Raw genomic sequence first — 19,633 nt, 5'->3', positions numbered from 1 at the left:
GTGCAAATCAAAAGAGGAGCAAGCCGTACAGCTTGCTCCTCTTTTGATTTATCAGATAAATAATATTGTACAGAAACAACAGCCACTGTGCCAGTATAAAGCTCTCTTATGAGTTTCAAAGAACTTTAACTCACCAACTAAGTCAGGAAATACGCTCTTTTCCTCCCGAATAACATTAGAATCTTTACCTTTGTAAGAATTTTATGTTATAGGGCATTATTCGGCTCAACAAGCTGTTATACTCCCAAACCCTTTGTTACCGCTACATTTGCGGTAAGCACAACAGTTTTAAAGCATAGTAAATTAATGGCAAAGCGCGGATTCGGGCCAAGCAGCGCACCAGACGCTGAAGGCAGAAAAAAGATTACGAAAGAAAGCTTTCAACGAGGACTCCGTATATTCAATTACGTATTACCCTATAAGTACAAATTTATTATTGGCCTGGTGTTCCTGGCTTTTTCCAGCCTTACATTTATGATTTTCCCATATCTGGTGGGCAAGCTCGTAGATTCCTCCACTGGCAATGCTGACTGGTTCCTGGAAGATATAAATATGATTTCGCTTGGACTGTTCGCCATTATCCTGCTGCAAGGCATTTTCTCTTTTTTCAGGGTGTATTTTTTTGCACAGGTAAGTGAGAATGCTGTAGCTGACATCAGGCGCGACCTCTATAGTAAGTTTGTTTGGCTACCCATTCCTTTCTTTGAGAAAAGACGTGTTGGCGAGGTAACCAGCCGCATTACTACCGATGTGGCACAGGTACAGGATATCTTCTCTATTACACTAGCAGAGCTGTTCCGACAGATAACAACTTTTGTAGTAGGTGTGGTTATTATCATGTGGACTTCGATTAAGTTATCGCTGTTTATGCTGGCAACATTCCCGGTATTGGTCGCTTTAGCCATGGTGTTTGGACGTAAAATCAGAGCCTTGTCCAAGAAAACCCAAGACGAGCTGGCCCATACTAATATCATTGTAGAGGAAACCATGCAGGCCATCAATACAGTAAAAGCTTTCACCAACGAGCTTTTCGAAATTGGCCGCTATAAAACCTCTTTAAATAAAGCCGTGCGTACAGCTATTAAGGGTTCCTATTACAGAGGGGCATTTATCACCTTTATTATTGTAGGCCTGTTTGGCGGCATTGTGCTGGTTATTTGGTACGGTGCTACTTTGGTACATCAGGGAGATATCCGGATAGGCGAGCTTACCTCCTTTATAATTTACACCGTCTTTATTGGAGCATCTGTAGGTGGTTTAGGAGAACTATACGGCAAAGTACAATCTGCATTAGGGTCTACAGAACGTATTCTGGAAATTTTAGAAGAGAAAGAGGAACCGACAGATAAAACCCCTCGCGCATTAAGCGAACTACCTAAACTGTATGGTAACATTACCTATAAAGAGGTCGCCTTTTCTTACCCTACCCGCCCCGATGTACAAGTGCTGCACGATATTAACTTAAACATTAAAGCTGGCGAAAAAATAGCTTTGGTAGGACCGAGCGGAGCTGGTAAATCTACTATTATTCAGTTGCTGATGCGCTATTACGATGTAGATAGCGGCGGCATCACAGTAGATGGTCAGAACATAAAAGACATTAGTTTAACTACCCTACGTGGCAACGTGGGTATTGTACCACAGGAGGTACTTCTGTTTGGTGGTACTATCCGCGAGAATATTGCCTATGGCCGCCCGGAAGCAACAGAAGCAGAAATTATTGATGCAGCAACGAAGGCTAATGCTTATATGTTTATCCAGTCTTTCCCGGAAGGATTGGACACTTTAGTAGGCGAACGTGGCATCAAACTCTCTGGTGGGCAGCGCCAGCGTATTGCCATTGCACGCGCTATTCTTAAGAATCCGTCTATTCTTATCCTGGATGAAGCTACCAGCTCTCTGGATTCTGAGTCAGAGCACCTGATTCAGCAGGCCATGGATGAGTTGATGAAAGATCGTACCACCATTATTATTGCACACCGCCTTGCCACGATTCGTAAAGTAGACAAAATCCTGGTGATAGATGGCGGAGAAATTGTAGAAGAAGGTTCTCATGAGGTACTTTCACTTAACCCTGAAGGAATATATGCCAACCTACTGAAGCTTCAGTTCGAGCTGACATAATATCAAAGCTTAAAAACTTTCTAAAAATCCTGCCAAAGAAAAACGGCAGGATTTTTTATGTACCTGATAAAGAACACAGTCAAACGGCTTTTAATCATATAAACAACCATACAAGCGCACCTTCTTCTTTACTTTCCCTTAGCTATCTCTCCCTCTCCGCGAGCGTTGTTATAAACTCCTTCCTCCTTCTTAAAACTAAGCTAAACACTTGGTATAATACTTGTCCTATAGCTGAGTGGCTGTTAAGAAAAGACTTTTAACCTTGCTGAAAGCAGGCACTATACAATAGTATTTATACCTATAAGCCGAATCTTTTTGTAAGTTTGCACATCACAAACAATCTTATCTTAATAGATAGAATAATGAAGAACACATTTATTGGTTTCGCTCTTTCTGCGGTTCTGCTGCTTAGTGCCGGAGCAGTACAGGCACAGCAAGGTATCAAAACCCCTGCTGCCAGCCCATCTTCTAAAATAGAACAAACAGTTGGTTTATCTACTGTTACAGTAGAGTACTCCCGCCCTTCAATGAAAGGCCGCAAAATTTTTGGTGGACTAGAGCCTTATGGCGAACTATGGCGTACAGGAGCCAACGCTTCCACTAAGTTAAAGCTCTCTGATGATGTAACCATCGAAGGCAATAAGGTACCTGCCGGAGAGTATGCCCTGTATACCATACCTGGAGAGAATGAATGGACAATCATCATCCATAAAAACACTAAGCTTTGGGGCGATGGAGGAACAGACTATAAGCCGGAAGAAGACCTTGTGCGCTTTAAAGTGAAGCCAGTACAAAATGCTCGTACTGTAGAGACATTCACCATCAACTTTGCCAATTTAAAACAAGATGCTGCTGATGTGGAACTGCTGTGGGAAAATACCATTGTGCCTTTCACTATCAAAACTGATGTAGACAGCAAAGTGATGAGCCAGATTCAGGAGCAGGTAATCAATAGTACAAACGTATAGCCAAACTTATATGCGGCGGCGGCGGCTTATTACTATAACTCAAACAAAGACCTTAAGCAGGCACTGGAGTGGATGAAGAAGGCTAATGCCAACGATCCTAAGTTTTACAATGTTCACACGCAAGCTAAAATTCAAGCACAGCTAAAAGACTACAAAGGTGCTATAAAAACAGCCCAACAGTCTATAGAATTGGCTAAAGCGGCTAATAACAGCGACTATGTAAGCTTGAATGAAAAAGCTATTTCTGAGTGGAAGAAGATGAAATAAGAAGGCTTAGCAGTATTTTTTTTACGTATAAAAGCCTCTGGTTAACCAGAGGCTTTATTTTTCTAAAGAGACTTAATATTGGAAGAGAGAAACGAGAAACAACATTCAGAAGAACATTTAGGGCCTGCACGTGAGTACTGGTGGAACGACGACTACCTGGAGCTGCTGGCGAACCGCCTTTACCTGCCTTACACACAAACACTGGTAGATATTGGCTGCGGCAAAGGGATGATGGGCTTTAAGTTCTCCAAGTTCTTACCAGATGGAGCTACTGTGTATGGAGTAGATTATGAACCCGGCTATATTGAGGAAGCACGCCAGCGGGCACAGAGCCAGTTTCAGCACAATAACATTAACTATACTTTTAAGGTCGGTAACGCGACAGACATTCCCCTGCCCGATGCCACTGCAGACCTTACGCTCTGCCAGACATTACTTATCCATGTAAAAAATCCACAGCGTGTAATTGAAGAAATGGTTCGGGTAACCAAGCCGGGTGGCTGGGTACTGGCACTGGAGCCAAATAACCTGGTTCCAAACCTGATGTTCGACCGCTACGGCGAAACAGACTTTGATGTAGAGAGTACCTTGGATGTATTGGAGATAAAACTGCGCATTGAGAAAGGTAAAAAGCGCCTGGGTGAAGGCTTTAACTCCCTTGGCGATGTAATACCAGACCTGTACTTAAAAGCCGGACTCCGCGACACGAAAGTTTGGATTTCTGATAAAGCACTTTCCATTATTCCGCCTTATGACACACAGGAAAAGATGCTGCGCGTAGAGCAAATGCTGCAATGGGTAGAAACTGAAGCCATGGGCTACGACTATCAGGACAACCTGAATTACTTTATGGCAGGTGGTGGTGCCAAAGAGAAATTTGATGCTTACTGGGAGAAACTGCTCTATAACAAAATCATGCTGAAACAGAAGCTGTTGAAAGGTGAGTATGTTTCTGCGGGAGGAAGCTTAGTATACATTGTAGCAGGCCGCAAACCCAGACCATCAGAACTGTAGTGCCTGCTTAGAATTGCTTCTTTCATCTTCCTAATACAGTAACAGATCAGGAGTTTAATTACTTTGACGTGAACAGATGAGGCAGCCTTTCAGGAATCTCTGCTATAGAGTTAAGCACCTCATATTGTACGTGTGCTAGCTTCTCAGGAGCAACGACTTCGTGTGCCCAGGTAGTGTGAAACGGAATATGAATAGCATGCCCGCCTAATGCCAAAATGGGCAGAATATCAGACTTCACAGAATTTCCCATCATCAGGAAACTTGCCATCTGAATGCTGTGGCGTGTCATTATTTTCTGGTAAGTAACCGTATCTTTTTCACTGATGATCTCAATACGGTCAAAATACTCAGCCAGTCCGGAGCGAGCTATTTTACTTTCCTGGTCAAACAAATCACCCTTGGTGATAAGCATGAGATCGTAATCCGTCTGCAATACCTTTAATGTTTCTTCTACATGCGGCAGCAGCTCCACAGGGTGCTCCAGCATATCCTTCCCAAGCTCCAGTATTTTCTGTATTTCTGCGCCAGTTAGCCGCCCTTCCGTTAGCTCTAGTGCTGTCTCAATCATGGAAAGTGTAAACCCCTTAATGCCATAGCCAAAAATGCTCAGGTTCTTTATTTCAGTTTCGAACAGCCTCTTTTCCAGCGTTTCAGGTTCCTCATACTTTTCCAGTATAGAAACGAAGCGGGCATGTGTAATGGTAAAAATGGTTTCATTCACCCATAAGGTATCATCTGCATCGAATGCTATTGTTTTTATTGCCATAAGTGATTTTAAGTTCTAGAAACTGCAAATATACTGATTTACAACTTCTGTCATCTGCTGTAGGAAAAGGTGCACATGGCAACCATCAGCAATACCATAATGCTAGCTAACACTAACAGGTAGTTACCTTATGTTGCTGCATCTCCAGTTTCCAAACGCCAGCTTCAGAATACCTTCATCAGCAACATCAATAACACAAGCATGCTATAGATCATAAAGCTTAGATCAAGGCAAGGTAGTAGCATAAATCCAGTCCGAACCGTTGTAACCGTTAAACAGCTTTTTGCTTTTCTCACCTGCGATACAAAGGCTGCTCCCTTTTCACAAAAGGTGGTAAGCCTTTCCTGGTACGGCTGATGCAAAAGGCCAAGCGATTTATCATCTTTCAGTATGATTGTAAAGATGTTCAAACAGGCGAACTTAACTGCCTGCCCCCTCCCCCGGTCACAGTGTTAACACAAAAAGCCAGTGCAGGTAAAGGTCAATTGCCCGCCATTATAACTATCTTCCCATAAAGACGGACAGAGAAAAGCAAAACAGTTTATTTAACAGCAGGTTTAGAAGGCAGCAATAGCTGTAGAATGTACCCAAAAAAGATTACCAGACCACAGCCTATTACGTTGAACCAGAGAAAGGCTATTTCTGTAGAATAGAAGCAATAAAGAACAACTGCCTCTGCCAGCACAGCCGCTATAAACACAGCATTCCCTTTAATTGACTTCAGGTAGAAAGCTACTAAGAAAATACCCAGTATGGTACCATAGAAGATAGACCCAACAATGTTTACAGCCTCAATCAGGTTATCAAACAAGGAGGCAAACATAGCAAACAGAATAGCTGTTACTCCCCAGCCTACTGTGAATAATTTGGAGGCATTTAGATAATGTTTGTCACTGTCGCCTTTCCTGACATTTCGCCTGTAGATATCTACTACTGTGGTAGAAGCTAATGCATTTAGTTCAGAAGCAGAAGATGACATAGCCGCAGAAAAGATAACAGCCAGTAATAGTCCAACTAAACCAGTCGGCAGGTATTTCATCACAAAAGAAATAAAAACGTAATCTGTGTCTTTTGTCTCTGTTCCAGGCATAGCTTTGGATACGAGTCCTTTCACTTCGTTCCGTACGTTTTGGTCTGCCTCTTCTATACCTGCTATTTCAGACTGTGCCGCACGAACGGCAACATCATTATCTGCCTTCAGTGCAGTTATAAGCCCCTCAACAGCTTTCTGCTTTTGCTCAAAAAGAGTTGCGTGCTGCTTTTCTAGCTCATGCATTTCTCCGGCATAGGCCGAGGCATATACTTTCTTTTGGGCAGCATCGTTAAAGAACACAGGAGGCTGGTTAAACTGATAAAACACGAACACCATCACTCCAATAAACAGAATAATAAACTGCATTGGTATCTTTAACAACCCATTAGAAAGCAAACCCAGCCTACTCTCGGCTATAGATTTTCCGCCTAAATAACGTGCCACCTGGCTTTGGTCGGTGCCGAAATAAGACAAGGCAAGAAACAAGCCGCCTGTCATACCAGACCAGAAGTTATAACGGTCGTCCCAGTTAAAAGAAAAATCCACCACATTCATTCGTCCCATCTTACCTGCCACAGCCACAGCATCTCCAAAGCCCACATGCTCCGGCAGAAAGCTCACAACCATAAAGCCGGCAGCCAACATGCCTCCCATCATCACAGCCATCTGCTGCTTTTGGGTAACACTTACGGCCTTTGTTCCACCTGAAACAGTGTAAATAATAACTAACACTCCTATAATAAGAGTGGTTATAGTCAGGTTCCAGCCAAGTATGGTAGACAGTATAATGGCAGGTGCATAAATCGTAATGCCTGCCGCCAGGCCACGCTGTACCAGAAAGAGCAAAGCTGCCAACGTGCGTGTTTTTAGATCGAAGCGGTTTTCCAGAAACTCGTAGGCGGTATATACTTTAAGCCGGTAGAAAATTGGAATAACAGTAATAGAAATGATAACCATGGCAACAGGCAGTCCAAAGTAAAACTGCACGAAGCGCATACCATCTTCATAAGCCTGCCCCGGTGTTGACAGAAAAGTAATAGCGCTGGCTTGGGTGGCCATCGTAGACAGGCCAATAGTCCACCACTTCATGCTGTTGTCGCCTCGCAAATATCCTTCTATGTCTTTGCTGCCACGGGTTTTCCAGATACCATATAACACAATAAACCCCAGGGTGCCAAATAACACTACCCAATCCAGTAAACTCATTCGTAAATTTTGGTAATGAAGTAGAACAAAACGATCAGGAAAGTAAGGTTGCCCAGCACCAGCCAATACATGCCCGACCAGCTATTAAAAAAAGGAGGTTTATTAACAGGAGGCTCTGTATCGACTTCTTGTTTCTTATTTTTCATAAATACAAACCTGGCAGAAAAGTAAAACAGCAATGGCAAAAAAGCTTATAATTTTTTTGCCATTCAGCCTTTAGCAATAGCTTATTTACCAAGGGAAATTAAATTAGCAAAAATACGATATGCACCTGGCACACCGGCAGGTAGTTCTCTAAACCAGGAATAACCTGTGTATATATAATACCCTTTCCCATATTTTGCCACTAATAAGCCGCCTTCCAATGGTTCTTCTCCGGGGTCATGCGAAGAAATGATTGTTTCAAATTCCTTACTCCACTCATTCGGGAAATACAGCCCCCGCTCCTGCACCCACCCCTCAAAATCCTGTTCTGTAATTTTATTAGGAGAGTTCAGTACCGGGTGGTTTGGTTTTAGAAAACGCACTTCAGCCCCTTCTACCGTCACCCGATCCCGCGACAACTGCAGCGGATACGGCGCAATATTTTTTGTTACCAAACTATGATTGGTATTGTACTGCACAATCAGATTGCCCCCGTTTTTAACGTAGTCCAGCAGTTTGTCCTGGTAAAACCTCAGGCGGTCAACAGTATTATAAGCACGCACACCCAATATAACGGCATCATATTGCTGCAAATTGCCCTGGCTCAAGTCCTCGTCTTTGAGCAGTGTAACCTGGTAGCCAATTTGCTGCAGACTAACAGGTACCTCGTCCCCTGCACCCATAATGTAGCCAACTTTGTCTCCTTTTATTTCCAGGTTAAGTTTAACTGCCCTGGCTGTTGCTTCCGGGAAAGTAGTTTGGGCCGGAATATGGCTGTAATTAATTGTATTCAAGCTTTTTGCAAACGTTTCTCCACCTATGGTAGCCACAGCTTCCAGTTCCGCCTCCTGTTGCCCTTGCGGTGGGTACACAGTAAAGGACACACTTTGCTCTGCTCCTTTTAGCTTTAGGTTAAATGGCACTAATGCGGGCTCTACACGCCAGCCCTGCGGCAACTGCAGAGTCACATTTCCATTTATATTATCTTTGCCGGACTTTACAAGTACCTGTACCTGTTTTGGCTCCTGGCTAGCAAACATATATACCTTTTCTGCCACATTCACGAAAACAGGAGGTGTTATTACAAAAGGGCGGTATACTTCTCCCTCTACCGGATCAGTACGTTTATAAACCACTGGCACCCTCACCTGTATTGGCTGGCCAGCTATAAGCAAACTAAAGGTTACCTGTGCCACCGGTTCATTCTCTGGCTTGCCTACCTCCTGCTGATTTTCTATGGCAAACATGCCTAAGGTACCCTCTTTACGTAGCCAGTAAGGTTGCGAAATAGCCGTACCGACAGGTATAGTGGTTGAGGCATCGTAAAACAATCTTTCGTTGTTCTGCAGTTGCTTATTCAGAGTAGAGTCTTTACCGGCAAAGGAGTAGTTAACTTTTTGTAGCACAACGGGTACATCAGATCTGTTGATTGCCTCTACCTGCAGTTCTATCTGCTCCCCAGGCGTAGCAGCGTAATCACTGGCAACTACCTCCAGGTACAATCCCATTGCTTCCTGCATTACATCCTGTAACTCTTCCAGCTTTACACGCTTCCAATATCCGTCAGGCAGTTTCTCAAGTTCCTTCTTGGCCGCAATCAAGGTAAGCACAACAGCTGCTGGCTCAGCAGGATTATAACTACTAATGGCTTTGTTAATGATTTTCTCTACTTTCTCTCCGCCTTTTACTCTTGCCCAGGAAGTTGTGATGCCTTCAAACAAACCTCTGGTTGATTTGTCGCCTTTGGTATGCTGCAGATACTCTATAGCACCGCCTCTTGTACCCATTGATCCGAATCCCTGGCTCTTATGCATGCTGCGGCTTTCTGCAGCAATCTCCCCATACGATTTGCCTAGTAAAGGATTATACTTTCCTACATCAATCTTCATCAGGTTCTGCACATGCTTGTCAAACTCAGCCTGGCTTCCGAAAGACCAGACACCGGTGTTCCATAGCAAGCGCTTTGGCTGCCAAACCTCTACCTCCTTTAGCTGCTCCGGGAAACGATTTGGGTCCGCCGCTGCATCAAAGGCTTCTTCGGCCAGTATGGCAGAAGATGTATGGTGTCCATGTCCGGCTCTGGCATCTGGCGGGAAACGCGTAATCATAACGTCTGGTCTGAACTTCCTGATTACCCACACCATGTCGGCCAGCACTTGCTCTTTATCCCAGATAGTAAACGTTTCTTCCGGGCTTTTAGAAAATCCAAAGTCGTTGGCACGGGTAAAAAACTGGTGCCCTCCGTCTGTGCGACGCGCCTGCAACAGCTCCTGCGTACGGATGATACCTAAATCTTCGCGTATCTGGGGGCCTATCAAATTTTGTCCACCATCGCCACGTGTCAAAGCCAGGTAGCCAGTATTATACAGTTCTTCATTAGCCATATAGGCAATTAAGCGGGTATTTTCATCATCCGGGTGAGCCGCCACATACAACACGCTTCCCAGCACATTCAACTTCTTTAGGTCCTGCAGTATTTTAGCTGCTGATGGTTTGGCAGGAGCCTGCGCCAATATATAGGTGTAACTAAAGGAGGAGAATATGAAGGTTAAAAGCAATATATAAGTTAGCGGATAAGATAGCTTCTTCATCTTTGCGTTTAGAACATAAAACAAATGTGTGACAAAGGCCTGAGACCATTTTGTAAAGCTAAAAAATAAAGATGAGCAATAACATAGGGGCTAGCTATTTATATCAATATACCTATATAACTGGAACAGAAGCCACAGATTATGTTTAAAATCCTTCACAATAAAATCACATCAACCAGTTCATCAACAACTTATGAAACGAACAAAAAGCAACATAATAACCAACATATTGCGGCTCCCACATCTAATGTTTCCTAAAACCCGATTATTTCCTATTATAAGAAAAGCTTTTTCTATATATTTGACCCCATCAGATTTTAATCTTTTCAAGAACAAAACAGAGAGAGAAGGTATCCTGAACAAGCTGGTTCAAGTACAACAGAGTAGTTTCCGTAGTCGCAGTACTTTTCTTGATCACGATACATATTAGTTCCCAGTTTTACGATAAATATGCCTAACCAGAAAGATAGTAACATAGAAGACTTTGCCTTCGATTATCTTAAGTCTCACTACTCCACTTTATATAGCACTAAGGGCATACTTATAAGTAAGGCCGAAAAGACAAAGCTGCATGGTACTGCTGATGGAATATTTGCTTTGAAGAAACCTGATAATACATTGTTTATCGCTTCACTTAATGTAAGCCAGTCGCAGCAGTTAGCCCGGCTTTTAAATCGTTATAAGAAAAACGGTTTAAGCAAGTTTCGTTTCGTAACAGCGCTTATCGCCTTTGCCGCAACAACCTTCTTTACCAGAAGTTTAGGCTATGGAATTTTAAGCTGGGTAATACCAGTTGCTGCAACTCTGGTTATATTTGTAACACACTCTTTACTAGAGAGAAGTTATTTAAAGCACAAAGTTGAAAAGCTATTGAACATTTTTAAAGCACAGCCTGCAGATGAACAATGGCTTGGAATATCTATTAGCAGCCTTGCTTTCCGCCACAATAGCTTGGCCAAGCATTTGCTAAACCTCTGTGAGCGTCGTGGAATTGGCCTTATAACTGTAGGCAAACGTGCCAAAGTAGTTCAGTTAAAAGATCCACGTACCAATACCTGTCATAAAGGCGACTTTGTGTCTCATTATGTAACAGAAGCTCACATAAGAAAGACTTTGTTAGGAGGATCTTTCCTTCGGGTTGCTTAACAAGTACCCATTCAAGGGTAAAACAAACGTTGGCCTTTTGCTACAAAGTTATTGCAACAAGAGGCCAAGCTATTGAGTAGAACAGGTTAATTCTGTCTTTAGAATGAATAAAGTGATAACCTATGAAACCACTACTGATAACCATTGTCACCATATCTGTTGCTATCGCAACTCTCTTGATTACCACAGCAAAAAGGGAAGAGATTATTCCCTAAATATTTACTTTAGCTAACACTTGCCCTGGAAACAGGGCTTTTTTATTTATCACAGGTTCTGCTAATACTACAATTCCGTACTTAACTACCAAAACTATCGTAACAAGAGTATGCTGCTTTTAGTAGAATTAGCAGTAAGAAACATTAACAGAACATATTATGACTTTCTTTTTGATAATTATATTGGTTATAGCCTTGGTTATTGGTATTATTTGGTTTAAAGCAAAAACGCCAAAGTAGCCACATGAATGGACACTGGGTTTATTTTAAGATTTCTTGGAGAACTACAGCAGCATAACAGCAAAGCCTGGATGGATTTGCATCGGGAAGAGTACCTGCAGGCGAAAGCTTATTTTACAGAATTGGTAAGCAATGCCCTGCAACAACTACAGACTATAGACCCGGCTATGCATGGTGTGACAGCAACTGAGAGCATATTCAGAATAAACAAAAACGATTTTTCTAAAAAAGGGGAAGCGCCTTATAAAGGTTATTTTGCTGCTGGTATGTCACCGGGTGGGCGCCACTCTCCTTTTGCAAACTATGTCCTTATTCTGGAGCCAGATAGCAGATCGAGAGTAGGTGGAGGAAAGTGGAAACCTACTCCCAAACAACTGGAGCTAATACGGGAGGAAATCGATTATAATCCGGGAGAGTTGGAGGCAATAGTCTTGGCTTCTGGTTTTATAAATAGTTTTGGTAAAGTAACAGGCGAAACACGAAAATCTGCACCTAAAGGATATAACAAAGAGCATCCGTCTATTGACCTGCTTAGGCACAATGGCTTTCTGGGGCTCCACTTTTTTAAAGACGAAGAAGTAACTGCACCCGATTTTAAAGAACAGTTGCTGCCTTTCTTTAAGCAGGTAAAGCCTTTAAACGATTTTATAAACAGATCTTTTACAGAATTATAAGTCATTTATTCTTTATGACAAAATATCTTATACCCTATATGCTGATTTCGGCACTTTTGATCGGATGCCGTGGCGAAACGCCTAAACGTATGCCTGACACCTTACCTGATGTGAGGGGCAGGATCACAAATATCAGCCAGAGCGACAACCAGGCAACAACAGTCATACAGGTAGCTGCTGTAGAAGGCGTGGAGTCTGAATCGCCCCAAGCGAGCGTAATTGTAGATGACGACACCCTTATAGAAGATGCAGAAGGGGCAACGTTAAGCCTAAATAATCTTCAGGCAGGGCTTGAAGTCGAAGTATGGGTTAAAGAAGAAATAATGGAGTCCTCCCCGGTGCAGTCACAAGCAGCTGCCATCAGAGTGTCACAAGATTCTGGTAATGATATCTAGCGACTGTGTACACTCCATCATTCTGTTACGCTCTTTAAAATTAGCCAACAAGAAGCAGCATCTTTCGACTTCAAATCGATATGTTCTTGTGGCAACCTCCACTATTTTTCCTCAGGCATAACTATGATCTTGCGCCTCTTAATTTAGCACATCATTGCTACTTACCAAATTATACACTAAGGCTACAGCGAAGCATGTTTGAACATTGCTATAGAATATTGCTTCGCTACGTATATTTTACCAGTTATTTCAGTCATTACACTAAATAATATTAAAATTTAAATTAGAATAAAAATATTCTATCCTAATTTACAGTTTTACTTATGTAGTACGTTACTCATTTACCTAACCCTATACATAAAACGTTCTAAGTGTTTATACCCATTATGGCAAATTATTTGTCAGAGTTTCAGGCACAGGTCGAGAGGTGGCCAACGCCTATAGAGGTAGCCCATGCACAAGGCGATGTGTTTGTTACACTGCTGCAGCATGAAGGCTATATAGAAGCAAAATGGGCAGGCCATATTACGGCTGACGATGTGATAACCGGTGCTAAAGTGCATCTGGCTATTTTACAACTGCACCCATGCTCAAAGCTTCTCAATAATAAGCAGGATGTAACCGGTGACTGGTCTGAAGCAAACGACTGGCTGCAATTCGGATGGATGCCTGATGCTAAAGCAGCCGGGCTTAGTTGTGTGGCTCATGTTTACTCAGGTAACATGTTTAGTCGCCTTTCTGCCAGAGACCTAATGCAACGTATATCTTCGCACATAGTCATGAATAACTTTAACGACTTTGATACAGCGAAAGAATGGTTAATAGATTGCATTTTGCCTCACGAGGCCGCAGCAGTTTCTGCATAGAAATTTAAGTTTCCCTCAGCTTTAATACTACAGCAATAGCAGCAGCTGCTGTTATCTTTACTATACTTCCACTTCCACTACCGCAACCTCTACCTCGCTGGTTATTTTAATAAAAACTTGTTCCATTATTTTACAGGTTTATAACCAATGCAGGCAAAGCCAAAGGTCAGAAAGTTGTGGTTAGCGGCATTCTATCCAAAAGTTTAAAACTTATTAGCCAACAATTTTCGTAGTAGTGCAGGTAAATATATCTGAAACAAAACTATATGGCAGATAAACACATTCCACCCGGATGGGATTACAACCCTGCAACCTGGCCCCAAAGGATTCCTATTATAATACTGGCACTGGTTGGATTAGGTGTTGCAACTTATTTATCTCTCTTTCAGCTTCATGTAATACCAACAGTCTGGGAGCCTTTCTTCGGCAACGACAGTAGAAAAATTCTAACCTCTAGCGTGTCTAAAGTCTTACCTATACCCGATGCTGCACTTGGAGCTTTAGGTTACCTTACAGATGCCGTAGCAGGTTTAATTGGAGGTGATAACCGCTGGCGCACTATGCCATGGATTGTCATCGTCTTTGGCTTAGCTGTAGGCCCTTTGGGCATGGTTAGCATACTGCTCGTTATACTGCAACCTGTCATGTTTGATGCATGGTGCACCCTTTGCCTGACTTCTGCTGCTATTTCACTAATAATGATTGGCCCTGCAATGGACGAAATGCTGGCAAGCCTGCAGTATATGAAGCGTGTGAAGGATGCCAATGTTTCAACCTGGAAGGCATTCTGGGGATATAAAAGTGTACAAGGTAAAGTTGAATAAGTTATGTGGGCACAAATAATAAATGCAATATTAGGAATATGGCTGATAGTAGCCCCTGCGGTGTTAGGTGCAGATAAAGCTGCTGCTGATAACGACCACATTATAGGCCCTATTATAGTTTCCTTTGCTGTTATCTCCTGGTGGGAAGCAACGCGTGTAGTACGGCTGTATAATCTGCCGCTAGGAGCATGGCTGCTCCTGGCCCCATGGATACTGGGCTATAATGAGACTACTGTAATTATTAGTGATATGATGGTGGGAGCTCTCGTAATTGGCTTTAGCTTCGTGAAAGGAAAAACAGAAACCCGCTATGGAGGTGGCTGGTCTGCTATCTGGAAATCTGACTCTTTACACGAACGTGAGGCAAAGAAGCAAAGTAACAATTTATGAGCATGTTCATTATCCCTCAAGGAAATCTCTGTACCAGTACCCCGAGCTTTTAACTGTCCGTTGTAACGTTTCAAAATCGACATGCACTAGCCCGAACCTTGGATCATATCCTTCTGCCCACTCAAAGTTATCGACAAAGGACCAGACAAAGTAGCCGTGAACATTGGCTCCCTCCTGCTTAGCTCTTAAAACCTGCTGCAGGTACTGTTGCAGAAACGTTACACGCTCCGGGTCATGTACCTGCCCATCTGCAAGCTGGTCAGGAAAGGCGGCTCCGTTTTCTGTAATAATTATTTTTTTGATGCCTTTATACTGGCTGTACTTATGCAGGATATGGTAAATGCCCTCCGGGTATACTTCCCATTTCATCAGCGTCTGTGGTACTTTTCTCTTGCGTGGCGGCACCAGATTCGCTTGCATAAAGGGAGTCCAGAAAGAGTATTTTACTACTTCCCGTGTATAGTTCTGGATACCAATAAAGTCAAAATCAAACTGCAAGTCTTGCTCGTCTTCTGGCTTGATGTATTTCTCTATGCGACGCATAAATTTCAGATCATCTAAAGGATAACCTAAACCCAAAGACGGCTCTATGAATAACCTATTTAGAAGAGCATCAACACGTTTAGCAGCTTTTATGTCTTTTTCCTGAGGGCGCAAAGGCTCTACATGTGAACAGGAAAAGGTAGTACCAATCTCAGCATCCGGCAGCATACTTCTTAAAGTTCTGCCCCCTTCTGCCTGACACATACTCGCATGATGCACCGCTGGTATAAAGGAGCCAAAACCACGACGGCCTGGTGCGTGCACACCTAAAAAATACCCCGCACCTGTAAATACCATCGGCTCATTAAGCACCATCCAATGTTTAACTCTATCGCCATAGTGTTTTGCACACAAAGCAACATACTCCTGAAACCAGCCTACTATATCACGGTTTGTCCAGCCGCCTTTCTTCTCAAGCGCATGAGGCAGATCCCAATGATATAAAGTAACCCAAGGATTGATACCTAACTCCAGACAATGATCAATTAGCCTGTCATAATAGGCTAGCCCTGCACTGTTTACGCGCCCATACCCATCTGGCAACAGACGAGCCCAGGAAAGCGAGAAGCGAAAGTTTGGAATAGACAGCGACTGCATCAACTGCAAATCATCTGGATAGCGGTTAAAAAAGTCGCAGGCTAGGTTACCGTTATGGTTCTGCTTTACTTTCCCTTTCAGTCCGGAAAAAATATCCCAGATAGATGCCCCTTTTCCTTCTGCCTCATGGGCACCTTCTACTTGGTAAGCGGCTGTAGAAACACCCCAACTAAAACTATCTCCAAAAGCAGCCCTTGATAAAGCGGGTTCTTGCGGTATCTGATCTTCTTTGTTATGTTGTACCATAAAAAAGCAGCGGCACCTAAAACAGGTACCAGCTGCATTAGTAGCTGAACTTTAAAATTTTATGTATTTTCCCTTACAATACGCTCCACAATAGCGTCTGTTTCGTCAGGATAATTTACCTGAACAGGTTGCCCTTCCTTCATCCATCCATAAATGGCTGGAAGGTGCTTTTTCTTCAGGTTCTTGATAGTGGTAACGCCCATGTGCTTCAGAACAGCTGCATTGCAAACCTGTTCAAACTGGTTTTTCATGGGCACTACCAATAGTTTCTTCTGTAAATACAAAGCCTCAGATGGTGTACTGAAGCCAGCAGCACATAATACCCCCTCCGATGAAGCCATACTCTTCAGGAACGCATCACTCTGTATAGGCTGCACTGACACATTCTGGTAATGAAAGGCCTGATGATTGTGCTTGGAAAATACCTGCCACTCCACTCCCTTTAAACTACTCAGCCTGTTTACTATTTTCAGGTCGTCATGTGCAGGTAAATATACGGTATAGTGTCCCTTATTGCTTACCTCCAGTTCACGCACCTGCTTGCGTACAATAGGCGTAAAAATAGTCTGGTCGAAGCGATGAAAATGGAAACCATACTGTGCTGTTGTAGGAGAATAATTACGAAGAACGAGTTTACCAATATAATCGGCCTCATCTGGCTTTGGCACATTGGGGTTTAACACTGCCACCTGGTTACTTAAACCTACACAATGCTTTTTTGCCAACGAACAAGCCCAGGCTGATATGGGCTCGAAGTCTGTAATAACCAAATCGTAGTCCTTTACGGGCAGCTTTTGTATTTCTTTAAAAAAGCACCTTGAGTTAATTTGTGCCAGTGTCCTGTAATAATCTATGCCTCCGTTTTTCCCAAAGATAAAGCTAAGGCCATTAAGGCGGTACTTTACCGGGTAAGGCAGGCTTATATCTACTTGGTAGCCGCTAACAAGTATATCCAGGTCGCCCCGCTTCTGCAGGGCTGGTATCACATCGAGTGCTCTTGCCAAGTGCCCGTTTCCTGTTCCTTGTATGGCGTATAGTATTCTCAAGCTATTTTCAGCTTAAATTCCAACATCAGGCTCTCAAACAACTGGTTATCTGTAAGAATAGCCGTTTCAGCATCTTCCTCCTCTTCTAACTGCCCTGCCAGGTCCTCCTGAAACTTATAAATGCTCCAGGCTCCTTTGTTGTATTCAAGCGCCGTTAGGTTCTCAATCCAATCGCCGGAGTTAAGATAAGTAACTGCTCCATCCTGATTCGTAACCTGCCGCATTTCCGGATGGTGAATATGCCCGCAGACCACATAGTCGTAACTGTTAGAGATGGCAATGTCAGCAGCAGTTTGCTCAAAGTTATTAATGAATTTAACTGCGCTTTTTACACGATTTTTAATATTACGGGAGAGGTTCACCTTCTTGCGCTTCAGTTTTCGGCAACAGAAATTAACCACACTATTCAATACAATAAGCAGGTCATAACCATGTGCCCCAAGCTTTGCCAGCCACTTTGAATGCTGCATCGTTACATCGAATACATCACCGTGAAACATCCAGGCGCGCTTGCCGTCCAGCTCCAGCACCAGTTTGTTCACAATCTGGAAAGAGCCGAGTTTAAACCCTACAAACTTGCGCAGCATTTCATCATGGTTGCCCGTGATGTAGTATACCTTAGTACCCTTAGCAACAAGCCCCATCAGGTGCTTTACTACTTTCATATGCGCAGCCGGCCAGTAACTTTTGCTGAACTGCCAGATGTCTACAATATCACCGTTAAGCACGAGCACTTTAGGTTTGATGCTTTTAAGGTAGATCAGCAGTTCTTCAGCATGGCAACCATAAGTGCCTAAATGCACATCAGATATAACTGCCACTTCTACTTTTCTTTTTTTAGCCATAAAGGTGGCGTAGCAGTAAATTATGTCCTGTTAAATTTAAATGGAGAACAGAAGGAATGCAGCCTGTACAGGAAAATGCTCATCAGCTTACTCACCATGTTGTTCTTCATTTTCTTTACCTTTTCCATCATCTTAATAGTTTTAGTGGTTAAAACTTCCTTTGGCTAAAGCTCTTCTAAACTACTCCACTAAATTATAAAACAGATATTATCAGCAGGTTATGAATCAGTTATGCTTTAGTTAAGTATTATAAGAGAAGTAAGTGTCCGTTTATGTTTAGCTCAAGCCTCATCAAATGAATAACAACCAAGGAGAAGAATCAGAAAAAAAGACTTTGAACCTAACACCAGAAAAGCAGAAAAGTATTGTGTACTTTATCAGTGGCTTAGGAGCTGATAGGCGTATGTTCCAGTTCTTGAGACTACCAGAAGATCAGCCTCATGAATATGTACATTGGGTGGAGCCACTGCATGTAGACGAGCCCCTGCCAGCTTATGTAAAACGGCTAAGTGAACAGGTGCATCATCCTGATCCTATACTGGTAGGGTTATCTTTGGGAGGAGTAGCTGCAATTGAAATGTCTAAGATACTGCAGCCCCGCAAGACTATTATTATCTCCAGCCTATCTAGTAGATATGCCCTGCCCTGGTACTACCATATAATGGGCCGCCTGCGGTTGCACAGGTATACCCCTATAAGCCTGCTACGCAGTCTGCACCCTTTGGCACCGTACTTTTTTGGAGCCCAAACCTCTTATGAAAAAAAGCTGCTTAAGGAGATTATCTTGTCTATGAACGAGAAGTACCTACGCTGGTCGCTGGGCCAGCTACTGATGTGGCAACAGGAGAAAATATTGCCTGATCTCACACACATACATGGTACAGCCGACAAGGTGTTACCATTGCGCTATAGACCGGACATTATTAAAATACAGGGCGGAGAACATTTAATGGTGATGAACCGTGCAGAGGAAATAAGTGCTATCTTGAACAAAATTTTAAAAGAACTATGAGTAACACAAAATATATAGCCAAAACAGCAGATGGCCAGGAAGTAGATTTAACAGAGGCAACCATTCTTAAAAGCAATAACCTCTACCCTTTTGGCCGCCACAACTACGCTATTTATGTAACGCCTGAGGGTATTTATGTAAAGGGCCTCAACAACGGCGAAAGAGAAATTATGTTAACGGAATATGAGATAATGGACGAGGCCACGGCACAAAATTACCACCACTCTTACACTCGGGAAGATGAGCAGTGACATAGATTAGTTTTTGCAGGACAAGACCTTCTTTAGTGATGTTGACGTGCTGGCAATAAGGCAGTGATATAGTTGGCTAGATGCTTCCCTGCACTTGCGCCTCTAGTCATCTAATTCAAAGGCAATTGTGCAGTCGCGGACCGAGCCAACAAAAGCCAGCTTTAAGCCAACATTGGTCTAGGTGGTAGGCGTATATAATTCTATTTAATTCAAGTTGCGATGTATAAACG

At 43.0% G+C, this 19,633-nt stretch carries 19 protein-coding genes; 12 read left to right on the top strand and 7 right to left on the bottom strand.

Annotation, left to right across the window (positions count from 1 at the left end):
- Positions 1 to 306: 306 nt before the first annotated feature.
- The 4 genes from LN995_RS19275 to LN995_RS19260 all read left to right on the top strand — a co-directional run bounded on the left by LN995_RS19275 (position 307) and on the right by LN995_RS19260 (position 4,373).
- A complete protein-coding gene (locus LN995_RS19275) occupies positions 307 to 2,124 on the top strand; it encodes an ABC transporter ATP-binding protein (RefSeq protein ID WP_229962725.1) in 1,818 nt (605 codons plus the stop codon).
- Positions 2,125 to 2,486: 362 nt separating this feature from the next.
- Positions 2,487 to 3,092, top strand: coding sequence for a DUF2911 domain-containing protein (locus tag LN995_RS19270; RefSeq protein WP_229962724.1), 606 nt, complete (start codon positions 2,487 to 2,489; stop codon positions 3,090 to 3,092).
- 72 nt (positions 3,093 to 3,164) lie between these two features.
- The gene (locus LN995_RS19265; RefSeq protein ID WP_229962723.1) at positions 3,165 to 3,359 is read left to right on the top strand and encodes a hypothetical protein; all 195 of its coding nucleotides are present in this window, start codon (positions 3,165 to 3,167) and stop codon (positions 3,357 to 3,359) included.
- A gap of 78 nt (positions 3,360 to 3,437) precedes the next feature.
- Entirely contained in the window at positions 3,438 to 4,373 is a 936-nt protein-coding gene (locus tag LN995_RS19260) for a class I SAM-dependent methyltransferase (RefSeq protein WP_229962722.1), read from the top strand.
- A gap of 58 nt (positions 4,374 to 4,431) precedes the next feature.
- On the opposite strand, the gene LN995_RS19255 is transcribed toward LN995_RS19260, so the two are convergent.
- The 4 genes from LN995_RS19255 to LN995_RS19240 form a co-directional block, all read right to left on the bottom strand.
- Positions 4,432 to 5,139, bottom strand: coding sequence for an HAD family hydrolase (locus tag LN995_RS19255; protein ID WP_229962721.1), 708 nt, complete (start codon positions 5,137 to 5,139; stop codon positions 4,432 to 4,434).
- 541 nt (positions 5,140 to 5,680) lie between these two features.
- Entirely contained in the window at positions 5,681 to 7,378 is a 1,698-nt protein-coding gene (locus tag LN995_RS19250) for a sodium:solute symporter (protein ID WP_229962720.1), read from the bottom strand.
- The gene (locus LN995_RS19245) at positions 7,375 to 7,524 is read right to left on the bottom strand and encodes a hypothetical protein (RefSeq protein ID WP_229962719.1); all 150 of its coding nucleotides are present in this window, start codon (positions 7,522 to 7,524) and stop codon (positions 7,375 to 7,377) included. Before LN995_RS19245 ends, LN995_RS19250 begins: the two co-directional genes overlap by 4 nt.
- 81 nt (positions 7,525 to 7,605) lie before the next feature.
- Positions 7,606 to 10,113 (bottom strand): PIG-L family deacetylase, encoded by a 2,508-nt coding sequence (locus tag LN995_RS19240; RefSeq protein WP_229962718.1) that lies wholly within the window; start codon positions 10,111 to 10,113, stop codon positions 7,606 to 7,608.
- A 450-nt stretch (positions 10,114 to 10,563) separates the two neighbouring features.
- On the opposite strand from LN995_RS19240, the gene LN995_RS19235 reads away from it, so the two are divergent.
- The 6 genes from LN995_RS19235 to LN995_RS19210 all read left to right on the top strand — a co-directional run bounded on the left by LN995_RS19235 (position 10,564) and on the right by LN995_RS19210 (position 14,863).
- Positions 10,564 to 11,259 carry a hypothetical protein gene (locus LN995_RS19235; RefSeq protein WP_229962717.1) on the top strand — a complete coding sequence of 232 codons (696 nt, stop codon included), beginning with the start codon at positions 10,564 to 10,566 and terminating at the stop codon, positions 11,257 to 11,259.
- A gap of 463 nt (positions 11,260 to 11,722) precedes the next feature.
- A complete protein-coding gene (locus LN995_RS19230) occupies positions 11,723 to 12,388 on the top strand; it encodes a DUF2461 domain-containing protein (protein WP_229962716.1) in 666 nt (221 codons plus the stop codon).
- A gap of 14 nt (positions 12,389 to 12,402) precedes the next feature.
- Positions 12,403 to 12,783, top strand: a complete 381-nt coding sequence (locus tag LN995_RS19225) for a DUF3221 domain-containing protein (RefSeq protein WP_229962715.1) — start codon at positions 12,403 to 12,405, stop codon at positions 12,781 to 12,783.
- A gap of 386 nt (positions 12,784 to 13,169) precedes the next feature.
- Positions 13,170 to 13,649, top strand: a complete 480-nt coding sequence (locus tag LN995_RS19220) for a hypothetical protein (protein ID WP_229962714.1) — start codon at positions 13,170 to 13,172, stop codon at positions 13,647 to 13,649.
- 266 nt (positions 13,650 to 13,915) lie between these two features.
- Positions 13,916 to 14,473 carry a vitamin K epoxide reductase family protein gene (locus LN995_RS19215; RefSeq protein WP_229962713.1) on the top strand — a complete coding sequence of 186 codons (558 nt, stop codon included), beginning with the start codon at positions 13,916 to 13,918 and terminating at the stop codon, positions 14,471 to 14,473.
- A gap of 3 nt (positions 14,474 to 14,476) precedes the next feature.
- A complete protein-coding gene (locus tag LN995_RS19210; protein ID WP_229962712.1) occupies positions 14,477 to 14,863 on the top strand; it encodes an SPW repeat domain-containing protein in 387 nt (128 codons plus the stop codon).
- A 9-nt stretch (positions 14,864 to 14,872) separates the two neighbouring features.
- On the opposite strand, the gene LN995_RS19205 is transcribed toward LN995_RS19210, so the two are convergent.
- From LN995_RS19205 to LN995_RS19195, 3 genes are read right to left on the bottom strand one after another with little or no spacing between them, the layout of a single operon-like run.
- A complete protein-coding gene (locus LN995_RS19205) occupies positions 14,873 to 16,249 on the bottom strand; it encodes a GH1 family beta-glucosidase (RefSeq protein ID WP_229962711.1) in 1,377 nt (458 codons plus the stop codon).
- 59 nt (positions 16,250 to 16,308) lie between these two features.
- A complete protein-coding gene (locus LN995_RS19200) occupies positions 16,309 to 17,295 on the bottom strand; it encodes a glycosyltransferase family protein (protein ID WP_229962710.1) in 987 nt (328 codons plus the stop codon).
- The gene (locus LN995_RS19195; RefSeq protein WP_229962709.1) at positions 17,292 to 18,140 is read right to left on the bottom strand and encodes a UDP-2,3-diacylglucosamine diphosphatase; all 849 of its coding nucleotides are present in this window, start codon (positions 18,138 to 18,140) and stop codon (positions 17,292 to 17,294) included. The genes LN995_RS19200 and LN995_RS19195 overlap by 4 nt, the downstream gene beginning before the upstream one ends.
- A 295-nt stretch (positions 18,141 to 18,435) precedes the next feature.
- On the opposite strand from LN995_RS19195, the gene LN995_RS19190 reads away from it, so the two are divergent.
- Positions 18,436 to 19,152, top strand: coding sequence for an alpha/beta hydrolase (locus LN995_RS19190; protein WP_229962708.1), 717 nt, complete (start codon positions 18,436 to 18,438; stop codon positions 19,150 to 19,152).
- Positions 19,149 to 19,403, top strand: a complete 255-nt coding sequence (locus LN995_RS19185) for a hypothetical protein (protein ID WP_229962707.1) — start codon at positions 19,149 to 19,151, stop codon at positions 19,401 to 19,403. The genes LN995_RS19190 and LN995_RS19185 overlap by 4 nt, the downstream gene beginning before the upstream one ends.
- Positions 19,404 to 19,633 lie beyond the last annotated feature (230 nt).

The sequence above is a fragment of the Pontibacter silvestris genome, from assembly GCF_020907275.1.
Lineage (GTDB): Bacteria > Bacteroidota > Bacteroidia > Cytophagales > Hymenobacteraceae > Pontibacter > Pontibacter silvestris.
This window is presented reverse-complemented; position numbering and strand designations above follow the sequence as displayed.

Bases quoted from the DNA above. Each gene is read 5' to 3' on its own strand.
- LN995_RS19275 (WP_229962725.1), top strand. From the start codon at position 307: ATGGCAAAGCGCGGATTCGGGCCAAGCAGCGCACCAGACGCTGAAGGC.
- LN995_RS19270 (WP_229962724.1), top strand. From the start codon at position 2,487: ATGAAGAACACATTTATTGGTTTCGCTCTTTCTGCGGTTCTGCTGCTT.
- LN995_RS19265 (WP_229962723.1), top strand. From the start codon at position 3,165: ATGAAGAAGGCTAATGCCAACGATCCTAAGTTTTACAATGTTCACACG.
- LN995_RS19255 (WP_229962721.1), bottom strand. From the start codon at position 5,139: ATGGCAATAAAAACAATAGCATTCGATGCAGATGATACCTTATGGGTG.
- LN995_RS19250 (WP_229962720.1), bottom strand. From the start codon at position 7,378: ATGAGTTTACTGGATTGGGTAGTGTTATTTGGCACCCTGGGGTTTATT.
- LN995_RS19245 (WP_229962719.1), bottom strand. From the start codon at position 7,524: ATGAAAAATAAGAAACAAGAAGTCGATACAGAGCCTCCTGTTAATAAA.
- LN995_RS19240 (WP_229962718.1), bottom strand. From the start codon at position 10,113: ATGAAGAAGCTATCTTATCCGCTAACTTATATATTGCTTTTAACCTTC.
- LN995_RS19235 (WP_229962717.1), top strand. From the start codon at position 10,564: ATGCCTAACCAGAAAGATAGTAACATAGAAGACTTTGCCTTCGATTAT.
- LN995_RS19230 (WP_229962716.1), top strand. From the start codon at position 11,723: ATGGACACTGGGTTTATTTTAAGATTTCTTGGAGAACTACAGCAGCAT.
- LN995_RS19225 (WP_229962715.1), top strand. From the start codon at position 12,403: ATGACAAAATATCTTATACCCTATATGCTGATTTCGGCACTTTTGATC.
- LN995_RS19220 (WP_229962714.1), top strand. From the start codon at position 13,170: ATGGCAAATTATTTGTCAGAGTTTCAGGCACAGGTCGAGAGGTGGCCA.
- LN995_RS19215 (WP_229962713.1), top strand. From the start codon at position 13,916: ATGGCAGATAAACACATTCCACCCGGATGGGATTACAACCCTGCAACC.
- LN995_RS19210 (WP_229962712.1), top strand. From the start codon at position 14,477: ATGTGGGCACAAATAATAAATGCAATATTAGGAATATGGCTGATAGTA.
- LN995_RS19205 (WP_229962711.1), bottom strand. From the start codon at position 16,249: ATGGTACAACATAACAAAGAAGATCAGATACCGCAAGAACCCGCTTTA.
- LN995_RS19195 (WP_229962709.1), bottom strand. From the start codon at position 18,140: ATGGCTAAAAAAAGAAAAGTAGAAGTGGCAGTTATATCTGATGTGCAT.
- LN995_RS19190 (WP_229962708.1), top strand. From the start codon at position 18,436: ATGAATAACAACCAAGGAGAAGAATCAGAAAAAAAGACTTTGAACCTA.
- LN995_RS19185 (WP_229962707.1), top strand. From the start codon at position 19,149: ATGAGTAACACAAAATATATAGCCAAAACAGCAGATGGCCAGGAAGTA.